We start from the raw sequence: 20,924 nt of genomic DNA, 5'->3' as shown, positions 1-20,924 counted from the left end.
CACGCGACGGGGCGAACGGGCGCCATCGTTGCGATGGCCGTGACGGCGCTTGCCGTTGCCGCTGCGGCAATTGAAGTCATGCGCACTGCACTGCCCGGGTTCTCGCATCTGCTCTTCGATTCGCTAGCGGTGCTAATCGGTCTTTGCGCGGCGCTCGGCATTATCTATACGTGCACGGCCAGCGCGCTGGTCGGCCGTTTCTTCGCGCGTGAGGTGGCTGCGCCGCGCGACTTTCCGGCAATCACGATCGCCAAGCCGCTGCACGGCGACGAATGGCACCTCGAGGAACATCTCGCCAGCTTCTTCGAGCAGGATTATCCTGGACAAGTCCAGTATCTCTTCGGCGTTCACGACGCGCGCGATGAAGCCCTCGAAGCGATCGAGCGGCTACGCGTGCGCTACCCCGGCGCGCACATCACGGTCGTCGCCGACTCGCGCCTGTACGGTCCCAACCGCAAGATCGCCAATCTCGTGAACATGCTGGAGAAGGCCGAGCACGACGTGCTGTGCTTTGCCGATAGCGACGTGCTCGTCGATCGAAACTATCTTCGCCAGGTGGTCGGCGCGCTGCAGCAGCCCGGCGTCGGTCTCGTGACCGCCGTCTATCGCGGCCTGTGCGCGCCCGGATTCTGGCCTCGCGTGGCGGCGGCGTTGACGAACTATCACTTCCTGCCCGGCGTTGTCACGGGGCTCGCAATCGGGCGCGCGCGGCCGTGTTTCGGCCAGTCCATCGCCATGACGCGTGACACGCTCGAACGCATTGGCGGCCTTGCGCAATTCGCGCATCACCTCGCCGAAGATCATGCGATTGGCGAGGCCGTGCGCCGTGCCGGCGCGGAAGTTTCCGTTCCGCCCATTCTCGTGCGGCACGCGTGCGTGGAAAATACGTTCGCTCAGCTCTTTGCGCATGAATTGCGCTGGAGCCGCACCGTGCGCGCGGCAGACCGCTCGGGGCATCTGGGCGCCGTGCTGATGCATCCGTTCGCGCTCGCCATGCTGGCGGTGGCGTTGTCCGGCGGGGCCGCGCCGGCGTGGATGCTGGCCGCCGTGGCGCTCTGCGCGCGCGCGTGGCTGATCTGGAGAACCGATCGCGCGACCGGTGACAAGTCCAGCGGACTGTTATGCTTACCCCTTTGGGAAATGGTCCAGTTCGCGATCTACGTTGCGAGCTTTTGTTCGTCTGGCGTCGTTTGGCGCGGCACGCGCTTTCGCGTCGACAGGAATGGCATGCTTTCGCCAGTCCACGAGACCTGAGCGTCACAGTTGAGGGGGGCACAATGAGACGGGAGCAGAGCCTGGAGAGCACCCGCAGATGAAGCACATGGGACGTATCGCCGCCCTGGTCGGTCTCGCGATCGCCGTGTGGCTCGTATGGCGCGAACATCCTGCGGCGGTGCTGCAACTGTTGCGCGGCGCGGGCATGGGCCTCGTGCTGGCGGCCGCCGTGCATATCCTGCCGATGTGCGCGAATGCGTGGGACTGGCGCAGCCTGATTCGCGCGGCGCAGCGTCCGTCGTTCGCGGCGATGCTCAAACTCGTATGGATACGCGAGTCGATCAACGGTTTGCTGCCCGTTGCGCGCGTGGGCGGAGAGCTCGTTTCGTTTCGCCTGCTCGGCCGTGCGGGCGTGCGGCCGGCCACGGCAGTCGCGAGCCTGATCGCCGACATGCAGCTCACGCTGATCAGCCAGGTTCTCTATGCGCTGATCGCTGCAGGCTATCTGCTCGAACATTCCTCTTCCGATACCGCGCGCTTCGTGGGGCGTTTCGCATGGGGTCTCGCTGGGTTCATCCCATTGCTCGTGCTCTTTGCGCTCGTGCAGCACGCGCGGCCGTTCGAGCGGGCGGCACGCACGCTCAACCGCGTTACGAGCGGCAAGGTCGTGGATCTCGTGGGCAAGTCGGTACGCGTCGACTTATCGCTCAAGCTGATCTGGCGGCAGACCGGCGTGGTCGTGCGCTACGTGCTCATCTGGCAAACGCTTCAATGCCTCGGCTACGCGCTTGAAATCTGGATCGCGTTGCGTGTGCTCGGCACGGATGCGACCTTCATGCAGGCGTTCGTAATCGAAGCGCTGATCCAGATGCTCAGCAGCATTGCGTTTCTCGTGCCCGCCGGCCTCGGCGTGCAGGAAGGCGGTTTCGTCGTGATAGGCGGACTGCTCGGATTCGACGCGCCCACCTGCCTCGCACTCGCGGGCGCAAGGCGCGTACGCGATCTGATGTTCTATTTGCCCGGGCTGCTTGCCTGGCAGGCCGCCGAATATGGCTGGCCGTCAAGGCGCCGCACAGAGGGCGCGGCCACACGCGCCCGGCGCGTCCAATAAAGGCACTGGCCGCCGGGCGAGCGTGAAGGAACGCCGGATTCGGCGTGCGCCGCGCAATCGACGCGCAGTCGACGTTCAGTGCGCTTCGTACACGGTCAGCTTGCTGGTGACCGCCTGAACGCCCGGCACCTTCGCCGCGGCGTCCTGCGCGATCTGTTCCTGCGAAGCGTCCATAATCATCCCAGCGAGAATGACCTTGCCCGTACGCGCTTCGGAAAACACGGCGATGTCTGTGTCTTCCAGACCCTTCGTCTTGTAGACGGCTTGCCAGACGGTCTTGGAGAAGGCCTTGTTCGCTGCTTTGTCGGCCTTCATTTGCGCGCGAACCTGCTCCTTCGTGGGAGCCGCGGGCGCCGCGGTTTGCGCGAGAACGGAAGTAGAAAGCAGCACGGCGAATACGCCCGTGAGGGCCTGGTTACGAAGGTTCATGGTTCACCTCTTGACGTTGCGGTTGGACTAACGTGTTCAGTCAAACGACCTTGGGAAAGCGTGATCAATGTGGAATGCATTAGAACTGCAGGACGTATCGCGCATGTGTCGAGAAAAGTGGCCTGTGCAATCTTGCGTATCAAAAAGGGCCTTATATACACTGGGATACAAATCAGACTCACGCGCTGAGCCTCAAAGCCCAACCCGATAGCGATGGAATAGTTTTCCGCGCCGGGCTGTTGAGCAAGAGCGCACCGCACTGGGTCGGCCGCGCAGCCTAAAGGAGCCTCTCCATGAATCACCTTTCACGCGGGAAGCCGATTGCAATCGGGGCAGGGCTGGTTTTGATGATGAGCGCGGCGCTCGCGCAAGCGCAATCGTTCGATATCCCGGGCGCACAGCCGTTTCTGACCGCGAATGCTGCGGGCGTGCAGATTTACACCTGCGAATACGGCGCGGATCACACGCTCGGATGGGTGTTCCAGCAGCCGCGCGCAACGCTCTACGACGCGCACGGCGCGGCCGTGATCGAACATTCCGCCGGACCCGCGTGGCAAGCACGCGACGGCAGCCGCGTCGAAGGAAAACTCGTCGCGCAAAAGCCCAGCGATACGCCGGATAGCGTGCCGCAACTTCTGCTCGCGACGCACTCCACAGGCACGCAGGGCCTGCTCGAATCCGTGCGCTACGTGCAGCGGGTCAGGACGGTTGGCGGCGTCAAGCCGGCTGCGCCGTGCACGGCCGAGCATGAGTCGGGTAGTTCGCCTTATCTCGCGACTTACCTCTTTTATCAGTAAGAAGGCTCATCACTGAACGGTCTTGCTGGCATGACGCGTTGCCGTTATCCGTTACCCGCTGCGCATCGGCCCGGCTTGCTGCGCCTCGCTGAATAGCGCAGCCGTATCGAGGTTGGAAATGCGTTTGCCGATTTGCGCCAGATCGACGTCGCTGGTCTGCCCGATGAGTGCGTACGTCAACTCGTTCTGCCGCCATGTGGTGACGCCCATCGAGTCGACGGTGCGGGAAGCGACCGCTTCGTCCGGGCGCGCGTCCTTCATCACACACAGCGCGACGGGCGGCCCGCTGCGCGGCAGATAAACAATCTGCACGAGCGGCTTGTTGTGAAAATGAAGGCGCTGCACCGATTTGAAGGTGAGCCCGGCGCTGCTCAGGTCCGGCACGCGCAGCGCGAGGCGGTCGTCGCGGCGGATGTCTTCCACGACCTTCGCGGCGAGCACTGGATCGTCCTGCCGGTACGCAACGGTCTCGCGCGTATAGAGCCTCTGGTAGCCAACCGCCGCCTGCACCCACGGCGACATCTCCGAGGCGCTCGCCAGTTGTGCGGAGCCGGAGCCTGGGCCCGCAGGCCCGAGCAGCGAGTCGAAGCGCACGAGCTGGCCGGCCACGAACGCACCCGCCACGCACGCCGCCGCGAGCCAGACCGGCACGCGGCGCAGGCGCGATCTCACGGGCGCGGAAGGGTGCTGTTCGGAGAACGGCATCGTCTTGTCGTTTGCGCTCGCAGAAGGTTGCGCGCGCACCATTTCATCGATACTCAGGCGCAGCGATTCGGGCACGGGCGGCAGCGCTTGCTCAGCGAAGGCACCTGCGAAGTCGACCTGCGAGGCGCGCAGCAGCGAAACCTTCTTGCGCGCCTCGTCGGACTCGCGCAACTGCGCTTCGATCGCGGCGCGCTCGTCGGGCGACAGGCGGCCGTCCACATAGGCGAGTAACTGGGCGTCGTCGGCAATCATGCGATTGAGTCCTTGTGCTGCGGGGCAGGCGGCGCCTTGGGCGCTCTCCCGCTGAACATGACGCCGACCGATTGGCGCGCCCGCGAAAGCCGGCTCATCACGGTGCCAATGGGTACCTTGAGCACGTCGGCGGCTTGCTGATACGTCATGCCTTCGACTGCGACGAGCAGCATCACCACGCGCTGAGCTTCGGGCAGGCGCTCGACTGCCTCGATGATCTGGCTGTGCATCAGTTGCATTTCGGGGCCATTATCGACGGGATTGGGGAGATTCTCGAGGAAATCGTCGTCCCACTCGAAGCTCGCGCGCTTGCGCACGCTGCGGGCTCGCAGCTCGTTGATCCATGTGGAATGCATGATGGAGTACATCCAGCTCAACGCAGCCGTGCCTGGTTGAAGCTGATGCGCGCGTTCCAGCCCGCGCAGGCAGGCGCGCTGCACGAGATCTTCCGCGTCGTGCTGATCCCCGCAAAGGCGCAGCGCAAACGCCCACAGCCGCGGAATCATCGCGGGTAGCATGGCCGGTAAGTCTGTACCGCTCATCGAAGGGTTTTCTCCACGATCCCCGTTCAATCCGGACTGGCGCGCGCGACGCGGTCGTGTGCGACCGTCTGATCAGGGGGGGCGCGGCTCGGGCCTTTTGGGTGAACTTGTAACGAAACACGTGGGCGATGCGCTTTATTCCATGCCGGCGTTTGGGTTGTGAAGGGGCGACGCTCAACGGCCTTCAGTGGCCTTTCACGCCAGCTTGCGCTTCTTCGCTCGTACGCCGGTCGAACGACTCTGCGTAAGCGGCGGCGCGCGCGGCGAGCAGCGGGTCGTCAGAGGGCGCAATGCCCACCGGCAGCACCGTTGGGTCGAAATTGATGTCGCGGCAGGCGCCATCGATCTGCGCTTGCGCATGATCGATGACGATCGTACCCGCGTCGACACGATGCCGCTCGCGTTCGGCGGGCCAGGCGCGTGTGGCGTCGTCCACCGGGTCGCCCGCGCCCGCAGGTGTCAGCATGAGATGCCAGCTGACCGGCCCCGACTGCAATCGCACCCTCAGGCCGTGCGCGAGAAAGTCGGGGTCGCTTGCGCTCGGACTGCGCGTGTCTACCGGCGCGTAGGGCGCATAGGGCGCATAGGGCGCATCGGGCACGACGCTCCAGCGCACGAATCGCACGTCGCCGCTTGCGTTCGTGAAACGGAACGCATCGATGCTGTAATAACGCGCGTTATAAAACGCGGAAGCCGGCGGATGCGCGGCGAGCCAGTCGCGCAGCGCGTTGGTTTCGGGGTGCTGCGCAAAGAACGCATCGAGCCTCGCGGCGTCGGGGCGCCCGGTGCGCTTGTCGTTCTGCATGGCCTCTTGCAGTTCGTACACCGCTTGTGGTGTGCGCACCGCGAATACTGGCGCGGAATTCATGCCGGTGCGCCATTGCTCGCCGTCGCGCATCGCGAAAAGCAGTGCGAAACTGCGCACGGTCGTGTTTGCGTCGTCTTCGGCGGGATTGCCGCCAGGCGCGGAGAAGCGGCCAATCAGCGGCGTACGTCCACGCTCGAATACGCTCGCGCGGGACAACGCGGCGCCATTGCCGTTGCTGTCGAAATAGCCGCTCACGCAGATACCTTTCGCGTGGTTGCGGCGAAAGCCGGGGTGCTTGCCCGCGCTGCGTTCGAACGCGTCGATGAGCCGGCTGGGCGTGAGCGCGGCCTGGGCGCCGGGCCAATGTATCCAGCCCGCGGTCCAGGCGAACGCCGCGGCAAGCGCCGCAAGCGTGAGCGCAATGCATGCGTACCGGAAAAGAACTTGCGAATGCGAAAGACGGGACATAAATCGGCGCAGGAGCCTCGCGCCGCCGCCGGCGAATTGAAAGGCCCGCTATGCATCTCGTGCTTTGCCGTTGTGCGGCGAGGCCGATATGGTAATCCGCTTCCTGCTATTCAGTGCGTACTGAAGGTTGAATGTATACCAAGGTATGGGGTCGCCATCCAAAAGCGTCACTCAGCCTATGCGCGGGAAGAATACCTGGTTGCCGCGCTTCTCCTTAAGCTTCAGTTATTGGAAATCGGTCGGCGCAATACACAGGACGTTCCGGCTTCGCGAGACGGGGCACGCGTGACAGTCACGCTCATCCAGAACATGGGAGTTAGCCGTGGTGAGATTGGATTCGTGGAGGTCGACATACGCGGGAACCGCACTCGATGGCGCAGGCCCGGGCGAAAGCATGCGTCTCGCGCGGCCCCGTGGTGTGGACGATGCCAACGACGAAACCCATGCACCACGCGACTGCGTGGACGCGGCAACGCCCGACTGCCCGCACAATCCGTGGGCACACGTGGTCTCCGGCCTGCTTGCCTCCCCGGCTTCGCGGACGAGTGTTTCGCGCCGCGCAAGCGCGACGCGCACGCGAAACGACCTCCGGCCCGCGGATGACAACACCTACGCAAGCTGCACGGTCACAATCGAAGAGCGACTGGCCAATTCTTCGTTCACGTTGTCGTGGAGCGATCCGACGCGCTGCAGCTACCGCGAACAGGTCTGGAAACGGGCAATCGCCAGAAAATCGGGCGTCTGCGTACTTTCCGGAGAGCGTATCAAGCGAGGCGATGCCGTTTTCCGGCCGTTAGCGCGGCGCTACATGGTCCCTTTGAATTCTGGAGCGATGATACTGGCCGTGTCGCTGGAAGCGTTGGGCGCTCGTCTGGCCGACCCCGAATAAGCTCAAATAGCGAGCATTGCGCCGTATAAACAATAAAATCAGGCGCCTGAAATTCATTATTTGGGATTTTTTCTTCCCGTCAGTTTTTCCCGCCAGTGATCGGGCTGCATCGACGCAGCCGGACTTCCCCAATACCAAAGTACTACAGCCTCGCATGAACGCGCGATGTAAGCTTCAGGCTTGGCATTGCAAGGATTGCGCTAGCTAGCGGCTGACGTCGGCCGCTCGGCTGGCGCTTCAGCGGGTGAGTCGACCATTGGCGTCCCATGGGTATTGGGCGGTGTCCATGCTGGTTCGATTCGCACAACGTAACACTGCAGAACACTATCGTAGATGCTAAACACTGTGACCGACCGGTCGGCTGCCCTTTGCGTCAACACTCCTGCCGGAATCGTCTATATCGTGGATGACGACGATTCGGTGCGCGACGCACTCACGAGCCTGCTGCGCTCGATCGACCTGGAGGTTCACGCCTTTCACTCCGCCGAAGCGTTCCTCGCGGCGCCCAGGCGAGCGGGGCCATCGTGTGTTGTGCTTGACGTACGCCTGCGCGGTCAAAGCGGCCTGGCGCTGCAGAAGTCGCTCCTCATGCAGGAACGCTCGCCCATGCCGGTCGTTTTCATGACGGGCTACGGCGACATTGCCATGACGGTCGAAGCGATGAAGGCGGGCGCAATCGACTTCCTCACCAAGCCCTTTCGCGATCAGGACATGATCGACGCCGTGGTCGCCGCGCTGCAGCGCGACGCGCAACGTCTGGAAGCGGACAGCTCGCTCGTCGAAACGCGCGAGCGCTGGGACGCACTGACGCCGCGCGAGCGCGAAGTGCTGCTCAACGTTGCGGCGGGGCTGATGAACAAGCAGATCGCTTCGAGAATGGGCATTGCGGAGGTCACGGTGAAGATCCACCGCGGACAGGCCATGCGCAAAATGAATGTGCGCTCCGTTGCCGAGTTGGTGCGCAAGATCGTCGCACTCGGGATCGAACCGTCCGGGGAGTAAGTTAATACCACGGTTTATATTCTCCCAATCTTTTGGATGCGTTCATCACCCAATGATCTAGCGTTTATTTTCTGCCTTTGCCGTTATCTTTTGCACTCCACCTTGAAATTATCCAATTGGAGAGAGTGCGATGGAAAAGCGTGACGTCTACGAGACGATCAAGTCGATGAGCATCGAGTTGCCGCAGGTCAGTTCGCCGGCTGCGGCCTACACCATGAGCGTTCGCAGCGGCGGTACCGTCTATCTGGCGGGCCACCTTGCCCGCGATGCCGGCGCGGTCGTGACCGGCAAGCTGGGCGCCACGCTGAGCACCGAAGCGGGCCGTGAGGCCGCGCGCAAGATCGCCATCGATCTTCTCGCGACGCTGCATGCGAAAATCGGCGACCTGAACCACGTCAAGCAAATCGTGAAGCTCACGAGCTTCGTCAATTCGGCGGCGGGATTCTTCGAGCAGCATCTCGTGACGAACGGCGCTTCGGAATTGCTTGCGAAGGTGTTTGGCGAGGCGGGCGTGCACGCGCGCTCGGCGGTGGGCGTTGCGGAGTTGCCGCTCAATGCCTGCGTCGAGATCGAATTGACCGTCGAAATCGCAGACTGAGCAATCAGGCCATTGCGGCCCCGGGGCTGCGCCGCGTGGCGCGGCGTCCGTCCGATGCGTGCGCAACGAAATTAGCCGGCTTTTCCGGAACAATGGGCGGTTGCGACGCCTGTTTTCGCATGCAATAATCCCAAAATCCTCTGGTCAGACCGGATAATCCGCGTAAAACATGCCTGAGCGCGAGCTTTTGCGTATGTTTGAAACGCTGACGCCTGCTCGTAATTATCAGAAAAATGATGGGATCGGCCCTTGATCCCGGCCTCGTGCTGGATGCGCTGTCTGTTATGGCATGGACTGCGCTACCCGACGGCCGGGTCGACTTCGTCAACCGGAAATGGTCCGAATACACGGGCCTTGGCCTTGCGGTGTCATCGGGCTCGCAGTGGCTGGACGCGGTAAGCGCCAACGACTTGCCGGAACTGCTCGAGCAGCGTCGCGCCATTCTCGCTTGCGGCGAGCCTGGGGGCATCGCGGCGCGCCTGCGGCGCTTCGACGGCCAGCATCGCTGGTTCGATATTCAAATCAGTCCGGTTCGCGACGCCGAAGGGCAAATCGTTCGCTGGTGCGCGACGTGCAGCGATATCGATGACTTGCGGCGCGCGCAGGAAGCGCTCGACCGGCAAGCGCTCGATCTGCAGTTGGTCGTCGAATGCATTCCCGTACCGGTTACCGTGACGTCGCCGACAGGCGAGGTCGAAGGGCAAAACCAGCTCACGCTCGATTATTTTGGCAAGTCCTTCGAGGAACTCAGGGACTGGCGCAATCACGAGATCGTTCATCCGGACGATCTCGACGAGGCGGTTGCCGCGCAGGAAGCCTCGCTTGCAAGCGGCAAAACGTACAACGTCGAAAGCCGTCATCGTCGCGCAGACGGCGTGTACCGCTGGGTCAACGTGCGCGGATTTCCGCTGCGCGATCGCACCGGCAGCATTCTGCGCTGGTTTCTGCTGTGCATCGATATCGAAGACAGGAAGCGAGCCGAGATCACGCTCGCGGAGAGCGAGCGCCACCTCAACGAGACCATCAACGCACTGCCCGCGCTCGTCTGGTCAGCGCGCCCGGACGGAACGGGCGAATTTTATAACCAGTACTACCTCGACTATCTCGGGCGAACGCTCTCGCAGGTGAAGGACCACGAGTGGACCAAGGCGGTTCATCCGGACGACCTCCCGGGGCTCATGGCCGCGTGGACCGACATCATGGCGAGCCGTATGCCGGGCGCCGCGGAAGCGCGCATGCAGCGCTACGACGGCCAGTACCGCTGGTTTCTGTTTCGCACGAGCCCATTGCGGGACCAGGATGGAAACGTCGTCAAGTGGTATGGCATCAACATCGACATCGACGATCGCAAGCGCGCCGAGGAAGAGTTGCGGCGCAGCGAGGCCTTTCTGGCCGAAGGTCAGGCGCTGGCCAGAATGGGCAACTTCTCATGGGACGCCGACACGGATGAGATTGCCTGGTCGGAGCAGATCTACCACATCTTCGAGTTCGAGCCCGGCACGCCCGTGACGCTCGCGCGTATTGCCGAGCGCGCGCACCCGGAGGATATGGGGTTCGTCGCGCAGTTCATCGAGCAGGGGCGGCGCGGCGAAAGCGATATCGAATGCCAGCACCGGCTATTGATGCCGGACCAGCGCATCAAGCATCTGCATCTGATCGCGCACCGCATGACGGACCGTCCGGGCCGCAAGGAATATAGCGGCACGACGCTCGATATTAGCCAGCGCCGCAGTTCGGAAGAGGCGCTCGACCGCGCACGCGCGGAGCTTTCGCATGTCGCGCGGGTGATGAGTCTTGGCGCACTGACGGCTTCGATTGCCCATGAAGTCAATCAGCCGCTCGCCGGTATCGTGACCAATGCGAGCACCTGCCTGCGCATGCTGGCGGCCGTGCCGCCCAATATCGAAGGCGCGCAGGAAACGGCGCGGCGCACGATCCGCGACGGCAACCGCGCCGCCGACGTCATTACGCGGCTGCGCGCGCTTTTCACGAGGCGCAGCGCCACGATTGAACCGGTCGATCTCGCTCACACCGCGCGCGACATCATCGCTCTCATGCAGAGCGATCTCGACCGCGCGCGTGTCGTCATGCGCATGGAGTTCGCAGAGGGCCTGCCTTGCGCGGGCTGCGACCGCGTGCAGGTGCAGCAGGTCATCATGAACCTGTTGCGCAACGCGGCGGACGCCATGCGCACGGTGGACGACCGGCCCCGGCACGTGACGGTGAAGACGGAGGCCGGTTCGGACGAAACGGTCCGCCTGAGCGTGCGGGACTCGGGAATCGGCTTCGACCCGCAAGACGCGGAGCGGCTTTTCGATGCCTTCTATACGACGAGGCAAGACGGTATGGGCATTGGTCTCGCGATTAGCCGGTCGATCATCGAAAGCCAGAACGGGCGTCTTTGGGCCGAGATCCCGACGAATGGTCCCGGCGCAATCTTTTCGTTCTCGCTGTCCGTGTATGGCGCGTAAATGACGCCTGCGCGCCCGCGAGCGGCGCGTATACATACCTCCGTATGATGGACGCGTACGACGGGATCGGGCATCGTGCGGTGTTTGCTTCAGGGGCGTCTGGCGCCTTGACGTATATGGGGCGCGGAGATTAGCGAGGAGGCCATGCAAAGACCTGGCGAAACTGAAGGACAGGCGTGCGCGAACGTCTCGCAGGCGCTTCCGGTCGTGTTCGTGGTGGACGACGACGTGTCCGTGCGCGAATCGCTGGAATTGCTCATTCGCAGCGCGGGATGGCAGCCGCAGGTGTTCGGCGCCGCGCAACAATTCCTTGCTCACCCTCGCGTTTGCGGGCCGAGTTGCCTGCTGCTCGATGTTTCGCTTCCGGATCTGCACGGCCTGGATCTGCAGCGCCGGATCGTGGCCGAGCGTGCGGACATGCCGATCATTTTTATCACCGGCTACCCCGATGTACCGGTGACGGTGCGGGCCATGAAAGCCGGCGCCATTGAATTCTTCACCAAGCCGTTCAACGGCGAAGCGTTGCTGGACGCCATTCGCGACGGTATCGAGCGCAGCCGCGAGGCGATCGACACGCAGAGCGAAAGCCGCGTGCTGGAGGCGCGCTATGCCGCGCTCACGCCGCGCGAACGGGAAGTGATGACGCTCGTGGTGCGCGGTTTGCTCAACAAGCAGGTGGCGGCGGAACTAGGCATTAGCGAGATCACGGTCAAGGGGCATCGCGGCAGGCTGATGGAAAAAATGGAGGCAGGGTCCTTGCCTGAACTCGTGATCATGGCCGCGAAGGTTTGCCCGCAGGCCCCGGCTGCGTGGCAGCCCGGTGGTACGCGTGCAAGGGGCCGCCTTGCGGCAGCCGTCGCTTCAGCGCGGCTTTGACGCGGTGCATGGCGAGTGTTAGCGCTCCTTGCGGACAGATTTTGAGTTGAGTGATACCAAGGTACCGTAGATTCCCCACGCGGCCTGGTGCATCCTCAGAGGGCGGAGTAGTGGTCTCAACGAGACTTGATTGCGGGCAATCATGCTGGTAACGTTGGTCGATGATGACGAAGCAGTGCGGGAGTCGCTTCCAGATCTGGTGAGAGTGTTCGGCTATGCCGTGAGTGTGTTCTCGTCTGCCGAGGCTTTTCTTGCGTCTGAAGCCGTCGATCAAACCCATTGTCTGGTTCTCGACATCAACATGCCCGGTATGGGCGGCCTGGGGCTTTTTCGCGAGTTGAAGCGTCTTGGCAAGAACGTGCCGGTCATTTTCATTACCGCTCACAAAGACGCAGCCGTTCGCGACCGTCTGATCGCGCAGGGCGCGTGCGATTGCCTGTTCAAGCCCTTCAGCGATACGGCGCTTCTCGCGGCGCTCAAGGTTGCGCTGGGCGAGAACTGAGCGCGATTCAGTGCTTCGGGGCATTAAAGAGGAATAACGTGCCTCAAGGTCACGCAGGTGGAGCAAGTCAGGGCGCCATGCCGTCGGGCGGTTCGCAAGCCGAGCCCATCGTCTTTGTTATCGACGACGACATTTCCGTGCGCGAATCGCTGGAACTATTGCTGCGCAGTGCAGGTCTGCACGCGCAGATATTCGCTTGCGCCGAAGATTTCCTCGCCCACCCGCGCGTTTTCGCACCCACTTGCCTCGTTCTGGACGTATCGCTGCCGCAGGTCAACGGTCTGGAACTGCAGCAGCGCATTGCCGCCGACCGGCCCGATATGCCGATCATCTTCATCACCGGTCACGGGGACGTGCCCATGACCGTGAAGGCGATGAAAGCCGGTGCAGTCGAATTCCTGACCAAACCGTTCAACGGCGAAACCTTGCTCGACGCCATTCACGACGCCATTGCGCGCAGCCGTGAAGCCCTCGAAAGCTATCTGGCGTTGTGCGCGCTCCACGACAGCCATGCAACGCTCACGCCGCGCGAGCAGGAAGTCATGGCGCTCGTGGTTTCGGGGTTGCTGAACAAGCAGATAGGCGCGGAACTCGGTATCAGCGAAATTACCGTGAAGATGCACCGCGGCAAGGTCATGCAGAAGATGAGCGCCGATTCGCTGCCGGAACTCGTCAATATGGCGGCGATGCTGCGCTTGACGCCGCCGCGCGATCGCAAGCGCTAGCAAGCCATTGCGCAGATATACCTGCGTATAGTGCGCTAAACCGATCGCCGTATCGTGCGGTCTCTTGCCGGGGTGGTACGCTATCGCGTCTCTTGTTTCCCCGCTTCGAGCTGCGCCGCGCGAGTAAGCTCAAGGAAATTATTGGGGACAACGAATGAGTCGCCAGTTAGCTTACGAGCGGCGAATTTGCGTGAGCACGCGCAAGAATTTTCCCTTGACTTCGATTATCAGGAGAAAAGCGATCATGTCGGAACCGATCAACGAACGCCGCCGGCGTATTCTCGGAACGGGCCTTGCGGGCGCTGCGCTAGTGGGCGCGGGTTTGAGCGAACTGGCCCGTGCGCAATCGGCGGCGGGTGCAGCTTCATTCGGCGAGATCAAGCAAGTGCAGGCAAACGGCTTGAGCATCGGCTACGTCGATGCCGGGCCGAAGGACGGGCCGCCCGTTGTGCTATTGCACGGCTGGCCCTACGATATCTACAGCTTTGCCGAGGTCACGCCAATACTCGTGGCGGCCGGGCATCGCGTGCTCGTGCCGTATTTGCGCGGCTATGGCTCGACGCGCTTCCTGTCCGCCGATACGCCGCGCAACGGCCAGCAAGCCGTTGTTGCCGTCGATATCGTCGCGTTCATGGACGCATTGAAGGTCAAGCAGGCCGTGTTCGGCGCGTTCGACTGGGGCGCGCGCACCGCCAACATCATCGCGGCGTTGTGGCCCGAACGTTGCAAGGCGCTCGTTTCCGTGAGCGGCTATCTGATCGGCAGCCAGGCCGCCAACGCGAAGCCGTTGCCGCCGCAAGCCGAACTGGCATGGTGGTATCAGTTCTACTTCGCCACGGCGCGCGGCGTGGCGGGCTACGAGCAGAATCGCCACGATTTCAACAAGCTGATCTGGCGCCTCGCTTCGCCGCAATGGCATTTCGACGACGCCACCTACGATCGCACGGCCGCCTCCTTCGAGAACCCCGATCATGTTGCGGTGGTGATTCACAACTATCGCTGGCGGCTGGGTCTCGTCCAGGGCGAGGCGAAATACGACGACATCGAAAAGAAGCTGGCGCAGTCGCCGGCAATTTCAGTACCCACGATCACGATGGAAGGCGATGCCAACGGCGCGCCGCATCCGCAGCCGGCAGCATATGCCGGAAAATTCACGGGCAAATACCAGCATCGCGACATCAGCGGCGGCATTGGCCACAATCTGCCGCAGGAAGCGCCGAAGGCGTTTGCCGATGCCGTGCTGCAAGTCCAGCATCTGTAGCGGCTCGTGAAGCGCTGTGGGCCGCGATGAGGGGCTCGACGTACCGTAAGGAGGCAAGGTTTTGGGTATTCGCAATCTGCGTTTGCATCGCTATCCGGGATTGAGCAGTGCGCGTGCGGCGTGGAACGCTGGCGCCGGACGAGTGCGGCGACCGCACGATTCGGCGCAGTTCAGGGAGCGCGTATGACGAAGCTGATTCGGCGCGTCGTCAAGACGTCGCATGGCGATATCGCGCTGGAGGAGAGCGTGCAGGAAGGCTTGCCGGTACTGCTCATTCACGGAAATTCTTCGTGCCGGGGCGTTTTTCGCCATCAACTGGACGGCCCGCTTGCTGCGCGCCATCGTTTGATCGCATTCGATCTGCCCGGTCACGGCGAGTCGAGCAATGCGCCGGACCCGAACCGCACCTATTTGCGCGGTGGATTGGCTGACGCTGCGGTCGAATTGCTTGGCGAACTCGGCATTGACGAAGCGGTGGTGCTCGGCTGGTCGCTCGGCGGTCATATCGGCATCGACATGATCGCGCGTTTTCCAGGCTTGAAGGGTTTGATGATCAGCGGCACGCCGCCGGTCGGGCGTGACACCATGGCACAAGGCTTCACGGGTCTCCCACAGGCGGGCGCGGCCAGCCGGGAACATCTCTCCGGCGCGGAAATCGACGCGTTTGTTCAAGGCATTTTCGGCGACTCGGCCGAGCCGTTCCTGCGCGACGCCGTAGCGCGTGCCGATGGACGCATGAGAAAGCGCTTGTTCGAGGGCCTGCGTGCGGGGCTCAATGCAGACCAGCGCGAGATCGTGGAAACGAGCGTGATACCGCTCGCGGTCGTGAACGGCGGCGCGGATCGAATCGTCAATCTCGACTATTTCGATTCGGTATCCTATGGGAACCTGTGGGGCGGCCAATGCGTGCGCTTGCCCGGGCTCGGTCATGCGCCGTTTTGGCAGTCGCCGGAGACATTCGACCCGGTACTTACGCGGTTTCTCGCGGACATCGAGGCAAACCGGGCCGCCGGATAGCAAGCCATTGCAGCCCGGCGCACCGTACTGCGTCAGCGCGTGTGCACGCGCAAGGACGTCACGCCGCGCAGGTTGTTGCGGCGATGCCAGACCAGTCCGTCCAGATTCACAGGACGGATCTCGGGGAAGCGGGCAAGCAGGGAGCGCATCGCGACATCCATTTCGAGTGCGGCGAGCCGCGCGCCCAGGCAATAGTGAATGCCCGCGCCGAACGCGACCGCTGGCGTGCTCGTGCCGCGCGCGAAGTCCAGCGTGTCGGGCGCGGGAAACGCGGCCGGATCGCGGTTCGCCGAGCCGATCAGCATGAACACGACGGAGCCGCGCGCGAGCGAGGCTTCGCCAAGCGTGATGTCTTCGAGCGTGGTGCGGACCAGCATTTGCACCGCACCGTCGTAACGCATGCACTCCGCGATCGCCCGCGGCAATAGCTTCGGGTCATGCTTTAACGCGTCCATTTGCTGCGGATGGCGAAAGAGCGCGATCATCATATTGCCAATCATGTTCGACGTCGTTTCGTGCCCGGCAATGAAGAGCAGCACCGCATTCGACACGACTTCTTCGTCAGTTAGCCGCGACCCTTCGTCTTCCACGCCGAGCATGGCGGAAATCAGATCGTCGCCGGGGTGGGCGCGGCGACGCTCGATCACGCCGTGAAAGTAACACTCGAGCGTGAGCGCGGCTTCGTTGGCCGCGCGCAAGCCGTTTTCGTCGAGCGGCGCGAGATCGAATGCGGCGACGAGCTGGCTTGCTGCGCCGCCTAGCGCGGTCGCGTCCGTAACGGGCACGTCGAGCAGCCGGCAGATGATCTGCACGGGCAACGGGAACGCGTAGTCGCTGACCAGATCGAATTCGGCGTGCGAGGCCACGCGTTCGAGCAGTTCATGCGTTGTCGCCTCGACAATCGATGTGAGCTTCTCGATGCCGCGCGCGTTGAAGGTCTTCATCAACAAAGCGCGTAACCGTGTATGCGCGGGCGGATTCATCATCAGCAAGGTACGGCTGAGCGACTGGAACACCGGTTGCGCCGTCGCCTCGGCGCCATAGCGCGCGGCCACGCTTTGCAGATAGGTCTTGCCCATGCGCGGGTCGCGCAACAGGGCGTCGACGATCTCGAAGCGCCCGGTCACGAAGGCTTTGGGGCCAACCGGCAGAATCGGCCCTGCTGCGCGAATCTTTTCGTAAAGGGGATACGGATTGGCGTAGAAGGCAGGCGAGGAGAAGTCGGAAAATTGCATGGGCGTGAGAGGTCGTCAGGCGTGAGTGGCGGGTTTTTCGAGCAGCTTGACGAGCGTGTGGTGTAGGCGATTGGCAGGCGTAGCGATGCCCGCGATCATACCGCGATCGCACGATCGCGCCGGCGCCGAGTACCGAAAACCGCATCATGCCTCCCATCGCGCCCGAATGCGCCGATCTCACTGGAACACCCGAGCCCCGGCGTTTATTCCGTGCCGCGTTTGCACCGGGCGCCGCGGCGGTCAGGCGTGCGCGTAGATCGGCTCGAGCCCAACGACGTCCTGTTGAGAGGCAGGGGCCGCTAAAAACAGAGCGCTTCGCTTTCAACGCTTGCACGGTTGCCGGGCGAGGCTTCGCGCGCGTCGTGGTGAACCGTCACTGGCGTGGAAAGAATGTAGCCCTCGTTACGCAGTGTCTTGATGTAACGGGCCGCGCGTGCCGTGTCGTTCAACTTCTGCCGCAGCCGGCTCACCAGCAAATCGATCGAGCGGTCGAACGGGTCGGCGTTGCGCCGCTGCGTGAGATTGAGCAACTGGTCGCGTGTCAATACGCGTTGCGCGTGGTCGAGAAACACGCGCAACAAGCGATATTCGGCGCCGCTGAGCGCGACGACCGTGTCGTCGGATTCGAGCAGATGGCGCGCGGTGGTGTCGAGGCGCCAGTCTCCGAAGCCGAGCACCGGCGTGTCGTCCACGGGCTGCAGGTCGGGCGGCAGCATGCGCGTGCGGCGCAGCACCGCACGGATGCGGGCGAGCAGTTCGCGCGCCTGAAACGGCTTGGCCATATAGTCGTCCGCGCCCATTTCGAGCCCGACAATGCGGTCGGTGACATCGCAGCGGGCCGTGAGCATGACGACGGGCAGTGCGCGATGGCGGCTTTCGCGCAATCCGCGGTAGAGCGCGAGACCGTCTTCGCCGGGCAGAATCAGGTCGAGCAGGATGAGGTCGGGTGCATGCCTTCCCAGATACTCATGCATCTCCCTGCCGTTGCAGGCTGTCGCGACCTGCATGCCGTTTCGCTGGAGATAACCGGCAACCAGTTCGCGTATGCCGCGGTCGTCGTCAACAAGCAGTATGTGATCGATTTTTTCCATGATCGTCATAAGCGGAGCAGCGGCGCCTATTTACCGCTGCCAGCAGCGTAACCGGATGCAGACGATCGGACCATTCCATTCTGGATTGAGTCGACAGATGATTAAGGATAGTAGGTCATATACCTTGGTATAGGGGTATTTCACCGTAATAAAAAATATAACCGGGTGGACCGCGTTTATGTGCGGCTTACGAAAGATTACATTGCCGACATACACGAGATACATTGCCTGACTTTAATGAGGGACGACTTTCCGGAAACGATCGTCAGCGCGAATAAACAAGCGTTGCCGTGTCGCCGCGTCAATTCGACTATCCCTCATGAACAGGAAGCCAACGATGTCTTCGAATGATTTTTCTCCGATGCGACGCCACCTGCTAGCCGCATCGGCGGCGGCTGGTGCATTTGCGCTCTTTCCCAAGGCAATTTACGCCGACACGCCGAATGCGAAAATCCGTCCATTCAAGGCGAACATTCCTGACGCTGCGCTTGTCGATTTGCGGCGGCGTCTTGCCAATACGCGTTGGCCTGGAAAAGAAACCGTGGCCGACGAATCGCAAGGTGTTCGCCTCGCGCGCATGCAGCAGTTGGTCGAGTATTGGGGCACCGATTATGACTGGCGCAAGGGCGAAGCGAAACTCAATGAATTTCCCATGTTCGTGACGGAAATAGACGGGCTCGATATTCAGTTCATTCATGTGCGCTCGAAACACGAGAATGCGTTGCCGATGATCATGACGCACGGTTGGCCCGGCTCGATTCTCGAACTAACCAAGGCCATCAAACCGCTGACCGATCCCACGGCTTTCGGCGGCAGCGCCGACGACGCTTTCCATGTGGTCGTGCCGTCCTTGCCCGGCTTCGGCTTTTCTGGAAAGCCGACCACGCCGGGTTGGGGCTCCGATCATATTGCGCGGGCCTGGGGTGAGCTGATGGCGCGCCTTGGCTACGCACGTTTCGTTTCCCAAGGTGGCGATTGCGGCTCGGTCGTCTCGCACCGTATGGCCATGCAGCATGTGAAGGGCTTGATCGGCATCCACGTGAACATGCCGGCAACCGTGCCGCCGGATATTGCGCGGCTGCTTGCGCTGGGCGAGCCCGCACCCGCGAACCTTTCCCCGGACGAGGCACGTGCGTACGAAAAGCTGAATGTGTTCTATCGCGACAACTGCGGTTATTCGGCCATGATGGTGACGCGCCCGCAGACGGTGGGCTACGCGCTCGCCGATTCGCCCGTGGGCCAGGCGGCATGGATGTACGACAAGATTTCCCAATGGACTTATAGCGGCGGTGTTCCCGAACGTTCGCTGACCCGCGACGAGATTCTCGACGATATTTCGCTGTACTGGCTCACCAACAGCGCGACGTCGTCCGCACAGATTTACTGGGAAGATCACTCGAATAACTTCAACGCGGTCGATATCAGCTTGCCAGCGGCGATTACCGTGTTTCCGGGAGAAATTTATCAGGCGCCGCGCAGCTGGGCGGAGCGCAGTTATCACAATCTCGTCTACTTCAACACAGTCGATAAGGGCGGCCATTTCGCGGCCTGGGAAGAACCGCTCCTGTTCGCACAGGAGGTTCGCGCCGGGTTCAGGCCGATGCGCAAGCTCGCGTAAAAACCGCTGTGTCCCGCACGCTCGTCGTTCCTGGCGTGCGGGACGCGAGCCGCGCCGTTTTACCCATCCGTAGGTTTGAAGATATACGTTCATATAATGGCGCCGTACGCCTGAGGTGGCCTATTCTGGCGCTGCCGGGCAGGGCGTACCGCGAAGCCGATGTTGCCAGGCAGCGTGCCAGCTGTCTGTCTAATACGCGCGTTCCCCTGTGGTGCAAAGTGGCCCGGCCGGGTGAGGCCCGGCCAGTACAGGAGAACGAATATGAACGCGCACGCCATCGACCCATCGAATACGCCAAAGGCGTCGCTGCACGCAAGCGCGGTGCGCGCTTCGTCCCCCGGCGGCGCGTGGCGCTCTTTCGAGGCATGGTCGCGGCCTTTATGGGTGTTGCTTGCGGCGGCCTGCGCCTACGCCTCGTACGCAACGCATGCCGTACCGTGGCAGGAGCTTGCGCGCTACGGCTTGCCCATGATGCTGCCCGCCATACTCGTGGCGGCACTCGTGGCGCTGAAGTTCGCCGAGTTGCAGGTATCCGTTCAGCGCATGGCGGCCATGGTCGAGCGCGGCCTCGGCGAAGATGCTCAAGCGGTCCTGTCCGAAGACGCGGGGCCTGCTGTCATTGCGCGTCTCGCTCGCGCGTTCAATGTGTGCGCGCGCCATCGCGCGCGCCGCCAGGCCGAGTTGCTTCACGTGCTTGCCGCCTATGCGCACGATTTGCGCACGCCGCTTACGCGCATGATCATGCGCGCGGAACTCGTGGAGGAAGCGGCAGTAAGAGACGCGCTCGCCCGCGATCTTGCGGAGATGACCGAGCTGGTCGAGGGCAGTCTTTCCTGCGCGCGCATGCAATGCAGCGCCCAGGAGCCCATGCGTTCGGTCGATGCGGACAGTTTGCTCGGCGCGCTGATTGCCGACTATCGGGACGCCGGGCGCACCGTTGAACTCGAGGGGCAGGTGGGGCGTCCCGTGGTGACGTGTCCCCATGCGCTGCGCCGCGTGCTTGTGAATCTCATCGACAATGCGCTGCGCTACGGTGTGGATGTCCGCCTGAACGTGAGAGTCGAGGCGCAACGTCTCGTGCTGGCCGTACTCGACTCGGGGCCGGGCATCGCGCCCGCCCGTCTGGAAACGGTGTTCGCGGCCTGGTATCGCGCGCCCGAAACGGCGGCTTCGGCGTCGGGCTCGGGGCTCGGGCTCGCGATTGCGCGACGCCTCACGCTCGCCATGCGCGGCGAGCTGGAACTCGAAAACCGGCACACAGGCGGCCTCGAGGCGCGCCTCACGCTGCCGTTGACAGCAGCGTGAGGCGGGC

20 protein-coding genes are annotated in these 20,924 nt (G+C 62.8%); 14 read left to right on the top strand and 6 right to left on the bottom strand.

Going from position 1 to position 20,924, the window contains the following annotated elements:
• Both hpnI and U5A65_RS36790 read left to right on the top strand, forming a co-directional pair.
• A partial coding sequence (gene hpnI / locus U5A65_RS36795; protein ID WP_415766282.1) for a bacteriohopanetetrol glucosamine biosynthesis glycosyltransferase HpnI occupies window positions 1–1,254 on the top strand: 1,254 nt, incomplete at its 5' end.
• Window positions 1,255–1,312: 58 nt separating this feature from the next.
• Window positions 1,313–2,326: a lysylphosphatidylglycerol synthase domain-containing protein gene (locus U5A65_RS36790; RefSeq protein WP_321916165.1), complete on the top strand. Its 1,014-nt coding sequence runs from the start codon at window positions 1,313–1,315 to the stop codon at window positions 2,324–2,326.
• A gap of 75 nt (window positions 2,327–2,401) precedes the next feature.
• Here U5A65_RS36790 and U5A65_RS36785 read toward each other — a convergent pair whose 3' ends face one another.
• Entirely contained in the window at window positions 2,402–2,755 is a 354-nt protein-coding gene (locus U5A65_RS36785) for a BON domain-containing protein (protein WP_321949302.1), read from the bottom strand.
• A 293-nt stretch (window positions 2,756–3,048) separates the two neighbouring features.
• On the opposite strand from U5A65_RS36785, the gene U5A65_RS36780 reads away from it, so the two are divergent.
• Entirely contained in the window at window positions 3,049–3,552 is a 504-nt protein-coding gene (locus U5A65_RS36780; RefSeq protein ID WP_321938690.1) for a DUF3455 domain-containing protein, read from the top strand.
• A gap of 51 nt (window positions 3,553–3,603) precedes the next feature.
• Here U5A65_RS36780 and U5A65_RS36775 read toward each other — a convergent pair whose 3' ends face one another.
• From U5A65_RS36775 to U5A65_RS36765, 3 genes are all read right to left on the bottom strand, one after another.
• Window positions 3,604–4,509: an anti-sigma factor gene (locus tag U5A65_RS36775; RefSeq protein WP_321949301.1), complete on the bottom strand. Its 906-nt coding sequence runs from the start codon at window positions 4,507–4,509 to the stop codon at window positions 3,604–3,606.
• On the bottom strand, window positions 4,506–5,051 hold the full coding sequence (locus U5A65_RS36770) for an RNA polymerase sigma factor (protein ID WP_321916169.1): 546 nt from the start codon (window positions 5,049–5,051) through the stop codon (window positions 4,506–4,508). The genes U5A65_RS36775 and U5A65_RS36770 overlap by 4 nt, the downstream gene beginning before the upstream one ends.
• Before the next feature lie 184 nt (window positions 5,052–5,235).
• On the bottom strand, window positions 5,236–6,327 hold the full coding sequence (locus U5A65_RS36765; RefSeq protein WP_321949300.1) for a catalase family peroxidase: 1,092 nt from the start codon (window positions 6,325–6,327) through the stop codon (window positions 5,236–5,238).
• A 418-nt stretch (window positions 6,328–6,745) separates the two neighbouring features.
• On the opposite strand from U5A65_RS36765, the gene U5A65_RS36760 reads away from it, so the two are divergent.
• From U5A65_RS36760 to U5A65_RS36720, 9 genes are all read left to right on the top strand, one after another.
• A complete protein-coding gene (locus tag U5A65_RS36760; RefSeq protein WP_321916171.1) occupies window positions 6,746–7,216 on the top strand; it encodes a DUF3331 domain-containing protein in 471 nt (156 codons plus the stop codon).
• A gap of 333 nt (window positions 7,217–7,549) precedes the next feature.
• Window positions 7,550–8,218, top strand: coding sequence for a response regulator transcription factor (locus U5A65_RS36755; RefSeq protein ID WP_321916172.1), 669 nt, complete (start codon window positions 7,550–7,552; stop codon window positions 8,216–8,218).
• A 130-nt stretch (window positions 8,219–8,348) separates the two neighbouring features.
• Window positions 8,349–8,816 (top strand): RidA family protein, encoded by a 468-nt coding sequence (locus U5A65_RS36750; RefSeq protein ID WP_321949299.1) that lies wholly within the window; start codon window positions 8,349–8,351, stop codon window positions 8,814–8,816.
• 233 nt (window positions 8,817–9,049) lie between these two features.
• Window positions 9,050–11,287, top strand: a complete 2,238-nt coding sequence (locus U5A65_RS36745; RefSeq protein WP_321949298.1) for a PAS domain-containing protein — start codon at window positions 9,050–9,052, stop codon at window positions 11,285–11,287.
• 144 nt (window positions 11,288–11,431) lie between these two features.
• Window positions 11,432–12,163, top strand: a complete 732-nt coding sequence (locus tag U5A65_RS36740; RefSeq protein ID WP_321949297.1) for a response regulator transcription factor — start codon at window positions 11,432–11,434, stop codon at window positions 12,161–12,163.
• A gap of 130 nt (window positions 12,164–12,293) precedes the next feature.
• A complete protein-coding gene (locus U5A65_RS36735; protein WP_321916176.1) occupies window positions 12,294–12,665 on the top strand; it encodes a response regulator in 372 nt (123 codons plus the stop codon).
• A gap of 77 nt (window positions 12,666–12,742) precedes the next feature.
• A complete protein-coding gene (locus U5A65_RS36730) occupies window positions 12,743–13,390 on the top strand; it encodes a response regulator transcription factor (protein ID WP_321949305.1) in 648 nt (215 codons plus the stop codon).
• A gap of 244 nt (window positions 13,391–13,634) precedes the next feature.
• Window positions 13,635–14,651, top strand: a complete 1,017-nt coding sequence (locus U5A65_RS36725; protein ID WP_321916177.1) for an alpha/beta hydrolase — start codon at window positions 13,635–13,637, stop codon at window positions 14,649–14,651.
• Between the two features lie 183 nt (window positions 14,652–14,834).
• On the top strand, window positions 14,835–15,668 hold the full coding sequence (locus U5A65_RS36720; protein ID WP_321949296.1) for an alpha/beta hydrolase: 834 nt from the start codon (window positions 14,835–14,837) through the stop codon (window positions 15,666–15,668).
• A gap of 32 nt (window positions 15,669–15,700) precedes the next feature.
• On the opposite strand, the gene U5A65_RS36715 is transcribed toward U5A65_RS36720, so the two are convergent.
• The gene (locus tag U5A65_RS36715) at window positions 15,701–16,903 is read right to left on the bottom strand and encodes a cytochrome P450 (protein WP_321949295.1); all 1,203 of its coding nucleotides are present in this window, start codon (window positions 16,901–16,903) and stop codon (window positions 15,701–15,703) included.
• A gap of 299 nt (window positions 16,904–17,202) precedes the next feature.
• The gene (locus U5A65_RS36710; RefSeq protein WP_321949294.1) at window positions 17,203–17,994 is read right to left on the bottom strand and encodes a response regulator; all 792 of its coding nucleotides are present in this window, start codon (window positions 17,992–17,994) and stop codon (window positions 17,203–17,205) included.
• Between the two features lie 337 nt (window positions 17,995–18,331).
• Between U5A65_RS36710 and U5A65_RS36705 the strand changes: the two genes are divergently transcribed.
• Together U5A65_RS36705 and U5A65_RS36700 are read left to right on the top strand one after the other, a co-directional pair.
• A complete protein-coding gene (locus U5A65_RS36705) occupies window positions 18,332–19,612 on the top strand; it encodes an epoxide hydrolase (protein WP_321949293.1) in 1,281 nt (426 codons plus the stop codon).
• A gap of 261 nt (window positions 19,613–19,873) precedes the next feature.
• Window positions 19,874–20,917: a sensor histidine kinase gene (locus U5A65_RS36700; protein WP_321949292.1), complete on the top strand. Its 1,044-nt coding sequence runs from the start codon at window positions 19,874–19,876 to the stop codon at window positions 20,915–20,917.
• Window positions 20,918–20,924: the final 7 nt, after the last annotated feature.

Origin of the sequence: Paraburkholderia sp. J10-1 (assembly GCF_905220165.1) — a bacterium.
Classification (GTDB): domain Bacteria; phylum Pseudomonadota; class Gammaproteobacteria; order Burkholderiales; family Burkholderiaceae; genus Paraburkholderia.
This window is presented reverse-complemented; position numbering and strand designations above follow the sequence as displayed.

Excerpts from the sequence above, each read along its gene's own strand:
- U5A65_RS36720 (WP_321949296.1), top strand. The coding sequence starts at position 14,835 with ATGACGAAGCTGATTCGGCGCGTCGTCAAGACGTCGCATGGCGATATC.
- U5A65_RS36745 (WP_321949298.1), top strand. The coding sequence starts at position 9,050 with ATGATGGGATCGGCCCTTGATCCCGGCCTCGTGCTGGATGCGCTGTCT.
- U5A65_RS36775 (WP_321949301.1), bottom strand. The coding sequence starts at position 4,509 with ATGATTGCCGACGACGCCCAGTTACTCGCCTATGTGGACGGCCGCCTG.
- U5A65_RS36750 (WP_321949299.1), top strand. The coding sequence starts at position 8,349 with ATGGAAAAGCGTGACGTCTACGAGACGATCAAGTCGATGAGCATCGAG.
- U5A65_RS36790 (WP_321916165.1), top strand. The coding sequence starts at position 1,313 with ATGAAGCACATGGGACGTATCGCCGCCCTGGTCGGTCTCGCGATCGCC.
- U5A65_RS36710 (WP_321949294.1), bottom strand. The coding sequence starts at position 17,994 with ATGGAAAAAATCGATCACATACTGCTTGTTGACGACGACCGCGGCATA.
- U5A65_RS36755 (WP_321916172.1), top strand. The coding sequence starts at position 7,550 with ATGCTAAACACTGTGACCGACCGGTCGGCTGCCCTTTGCGTCAACACT.
- U5A65_RS36740 (WP_321949297.1), top strand. The coding sequence starts at position 11,432 with ATGCAAAGACCTGGCGAAACTGAAGGACAGGCGTGCGCGAACGTCTCG.
- U5A65_RS36785 (WP_321949302.1), bottom strand. The coding sequence starts at position 2,755 with ATGAACCTTCGTAACCAGGCCCTCACGGGCGTATTCGCCGTGCTGCTT.
- U5A65_RS36770 (WP_321916169.1), bottom strand. The coding sequence starts at position 5,051 with ATGAGCGGTACAGACTTACCGGCCATGCTACCCGCGATGATTCCGCGG.
- U5A65_RS36780 (WP_321938690.1), top strand. The coding sequence starts at position 3,049 with ATGAATCACCTTTCACGCGGGAAGCCGATTGCAATCGGGGCAGGGCTG.
- U5A65_RS36725 (WP_321916177.1), top strand. The coding sequence starts at position 13,635 with ATGTCGGAACCGATCAACGAACGCCGCCGGCGTATTCTCGGAACGGGC.
- U5A65_RS36715 (WP_321949295.1), bottom strand. The coding sequence starts at position 16,903 with ATGCAATTTTCCGACTTCTCCTCGCCTGCCTTCTACGCCAATCCGTAT.
- U5A65_RS36765 (WP_321949300.1), bottom strand. The coding sequence starts at position 6,327 with ATGTCCCGTCTTTCGCATTCGCAAGTTCTTTTCCGGTACGCATGCATT.
- U5A65_RS36705 (WP_321949293.1), top strand. The coding sequence starts at position 18,332 with ATGTCTTCGAATGATTTTTCTCCGATGCGACGCCACCTGCTAGCCGCA.
- U5A65_RS36730 (WP_321949305.1), top strand. The coding sequence starts at position 12,743 with ATGCCGTCGGGCGGTTCGCAAGCCGAGCCCATCGTCTTTGTTATCGAC.
- U5A65_RS36700 (WP_321949292.1), top strand. The coding sequence starts at position 19,874 with ATGAACGCGCACGCCATCGACCCATCGAATACGCCAAAGGCGTCGCTG.